Below are 2,860 nucleotides of genomic sequence, written 5' to 3'. Positions count from 1 at the left end.
AACAGGAGGAGTCCGCCCAGGACCGCCAGCGGAACAGCCGCGCGGCGCGCGACATCGCCGGAGTCTTCGTCCGCGAGACTGAACCTGGGCAGATCGTGAAGTACACCGGCGTCCATCTGTTCGCCGGCGAGGATCGCGGGCACGAAAAACTCCCGCCATCGCTCCGCGAACGCCCGCACGTCTGACTGGAAGCCACCGTAGCGCGCGTCGCCAGTCCCCGCGGCGTCCGTGAGCACCTCCTGGGCCAGGAGCGCCGGTGACAGGAACCGGTAGCGGCGCACCAGCGCGATCTGCTCGACGCGGCGCGCATCGTGTTCGCCCGTGACCTCCTCCAACCGGCGGTTCACGGCGTCCGTGGCGGCCCAGGCGAGCGCGCCCAGACCGGGCTCGTCGGCCACCACCCCCTCCGCCATCTCCGGGTGGTCCTCCAGATACCGCGCGAGGAGTTCGCTGCGTCGGTTGACGGCGTCGTTCGAGGCTTCGCGCTGCGCGGTCACCATCTGGACGCGGGACGGCAGCGGGTGCAGCAGCCCCGACGCGATGTTGATGGCGGCGGGAAGCACCACCACCAGGACCAGCCACGCCCCCACCAGAACCGTGGCGTTCCACGCGGAGGAGCGGCGCAGGCTGTTCACCCACGCCGCGAGCACGAACCAGAAGAGCGCGTAGATGACGACCGTGGCGCACCAGAGCATCACCCGGCCCGGCGAGCCGAATCCCCCCGTGACCAGGGCGCCGAGCAGCGAGGCCGCCAGCACCATGCCCACGACCAGGAGCGCCCGGAAGGCCAGCTTCGCCACCACCACGCCACGCGCCGACACCGGCTGCGAGAGCGTCAGCCCCAGCGTCCCCTGCTCGCGCTCCTCCGAAAGGACGTTGTAGCCGAGCGCGAGCACCAGGAGCGGCAGCAGGTAGATGACCACGAAGGCCAGGTCGAAGCGGCCGACCATCAGGTTGAGGGGATTCTCGACCTCGCCGTTCTGGTGGAATGAAGACTCGTTGGTGTAGATGTTGACGTCGTAGTAGTAGGGCAGGAGATCGCTCTGACCGACCGCCAGCGCCGTCAGGGGACCGGGCTCCAGCACTGCGGTATGGCTGCCTCGTGCCCCGCCAAGGACGTTCGGGGCGCGGGGGTCGGAGAAGCGCGACGCCGGCTCGGCGCCGCCCGCGATGGCGACCAGCTCCTGCTCGATGGCGCGTGCGCGCTCGACATTGCCGCTCTGCACGGTCTCCACGATCCCCTCCTGAAACCGCATCCAGACCGCGCCGTTGGCCAGCGCGTAGATGAGCAGGACGGCGAAGAGCCCCAGTACGATCCGGAGCGCCCGGTCGGCCATGAGCAGACGCCACTCGTTCCGGAGGACGTTGCGCGCGGTCATCCTACGCTACCTCCGCGCGCCGGACGCGCGCCGCAGCCACGAGGATGGTCCCGGCCAGCCATGCCCCCAGAACCAGCAGCGACAGGACGCGGTTGCCCAGCACCCAGCCCAGCGTCGGGGCGGCGTACTGCAGCGGAGGCACCGATTCCCAAAGCTCGGCGTCGGCGGCGTACGAGAAGTCGCCCGTTCGGGAATTCTCGGCCATGTCGCCGTTCATCTGCCGCATCAGGTCCCGGCGGTACGTCTCGGCGGCGGTGGCGAAGTGCCTGTGCTGCTCGACATCCGTCCCGGCCAGTCCCATCGACAGCGTGCGCACCGCCAGCAGCGGCGCCGCCACCGCCAGTGTTTCGTGAACGACGCCCTGGCGCTCGAAGGTGTCCCACAACGCGCTGTAGTTCCGGTCGAAGATCCGGTTGCCGAACTCCTCGCTCTCTTGCAGGTAGACACCCACCGCGTTGATCGGCAGGTCCTCGACTCGCTCCACTCCGTATTCGGCCAGCAGGCGTTCGGTCGACGCATCCCGGTCCGGGGGAGAGATGTCTCCCGCGCCCGCAGCCATCTCGCTCTCCATGGTGCGCGCGAACTCGATCGCCGACGGCGTCGGGTGCAGCCACTTCGACAGATCCACCGCGACGCGCGGCGCCACCAGCCCGTTCACCACCCACACGCCCAGCAGGATCACCAGCGCGGTGCGTCCCGAGCGGGCCCACGCGGACACCGCCAGCGAGAGCGAGAGGAAGACGGTGAAGTAGGCCAGATAGACCCCGGCCAGGACCACGCCCCGGGCCAGTGGGGATGCCGCCGGGCCCGGACTCCCGACCACCAGCGCCGCCGCCCCCACCAGCGCGGCCGGCACCAGCAACAACGCCAGCGCCCCGCCTACGCCCAGCGCCTTGCCCGCGGCCAGCTCCCGCCGGCCGATCCCGCTGGCCAGCAGTTGGCGCAGCGTGCCCCGCTCCCGCTCGCCGGCGAAGGCGCCGAAGGTGAGCAGGATGATGAGCAGGGGCACGAGGTGCTGCAGCACCTGCGCCGCGGTCAGCACCCCGATCCGCTGGGCCGCCGTCGCGTCCTGGGCCGGCCGCAGCAGGAAGTCGTTCTGCCGATGGGCCTCCAGCCAGACCGACGTGCCGGTGTACGGATCCACGCCCTCGTCGACAAACGACAGCGCCAGGCGGGGTTTGAACGCATAGATGCCGTAGTGGGCCGCCGAATGCGGATTCTTCTCGCCTTGCGTCTCCCAGTGCTCGCGGGCGGTGGCCTGCGCGGCCGCGTGCTCCTGCTGCGCGTTGCGTGCCTGGACCCACCCGTGGCCGAGCGAAACCAGCAGCAGCGCCCCCACCAGGATCGAGCACCAGCGGAAGCGACCGTCCCGAACGATGTCGGTGAACTCCTTGCGGATGATGTGTCTGATCATCGTTTTCCCCTAGTCGTGCATGTGTTCCAGGTAGATGCGCTCCAGATCGGCGTGGCCGATCTCGTCC

2 protein-coding genes are annotated in these 2,860 nt (G+C 70.0%); both read right to left on the bottom strand.

The genetic code is table 11. The features are described 5' to 3' along the window. On the bottom strand, positions 1-1,379 hold a 1,379-nt coding region (locus tag F4Y38_06175; GenBank protein ID MXY48874.1), incomplete at its 3' end, for a DUF3526 domain-containing protein. A 1-nt stretch (position 1,380) separates the two neighbouring features. Beyond that, the gene (locus F4Y38_06170) at positions 1,381-2,793 is read right to left on the bottom strand and encodes an ABC transporter permease subunit (GenBank protein ID MXY48873.1); all 1,413 of its coding nucleotides are present in this window, start codon (positions 2,791-2,793) and stop codon (positions 1,381-1,383) included. Between the last annotated feature and the right edge of the window lie 67 nt (positions 2,794-2,860).

The organism is Gemmatimonadota bacterium (assembly GCA_009838645.1).
Lineage (GTDB): Bacteria > JAAXHH01 > JAAXHH01 > JAAXHH01 > JAAXHH01 > JAAXHH01.
The sequence above is the reverse complement of the archived record's forward strand: the minus strand, read 5'-3'. Positions and strand labels throughout refer to the sequence as shown.

Excerpts from the sequence above, each read along its gene's own strand:
- F4Y38_06170 (MXY48873.1), bottom strand. The coding sequence starts at position 2,793 with ATGATCAGACACATCATCCGCAAGGAGTTCACCGACATCGTTCGGGAC.